This window comes from Halomonas marinisediminis (assembly GCF_004347715.1).
GTDB classification, from domain to species: domain Bacteria; phylum Pseudomonadota; class Gammaproteobacteria; order Pseudomonadales; family Halomonadaceae; genus Halomonas; species Halomonas icarae.
On record NZ_SLTR01000057.1, the window covers coordinates 1 to 526 of the forward strand.

Annotated in this window: 1 protein-coding gene; it reads right to left on the bottom strand. The window is 54.6% G+C overall.

All coding sequences use genetic code 11. From position 1 onward, the window contains the following. Positions 1-386 (bottom strand): IS110 family transposase (locus E0702_RS15805; protein WP_165927557.1); only part of this gene is annotated, 386 nt, incomplete at its 3' end. Positions 387-526 lie beyond the last annotated feature (140 nt).

Here is a 526-nt window from a genome sequence, read left to right on the forward strand (position 1 = left end):
CCGTCGCGGGTCTTGGGCGTGACAGTACGGATACCGGCATAGGCCGCATGCGCCGCGTTCTCAGCGTCGATCGTGTCATCCTTGCCTCTCTTATGGCGTGACAACTTATCGGGCTTCGTGACCTCCAGAATGGTAACGCCTGCCTGCTGAAGGTATCGCATCAGTCCGGCGCCATATGTGCCGGTACATTCCACGCCCACTCGATCAATATTGCCGAAGGAGCGTATCCAATTCAGCAGCAACGTGTGGCCGTGCCTTGTCGAAGGAAAGCTGGCACTTCCAAGGACATGGTCTTGTTCATTGACAACAGCCGCCACATGAAAGTCCTTGTGGGTATCAACACCTCCAATGACCACGGCTTCTTCGAAACTTGTCTTCTTGCTCATTGTCACGCCCTCACACTATCGGCAATCGTAGCAATGACATTTCACCGTGATCGATAGCATGGACAAGACAGTAACGAGACAGGCAGTCAGGCCCTTCTTGGGTCACAGGCATCGACGAGAGGTGAACCCTCGTCGTCGAA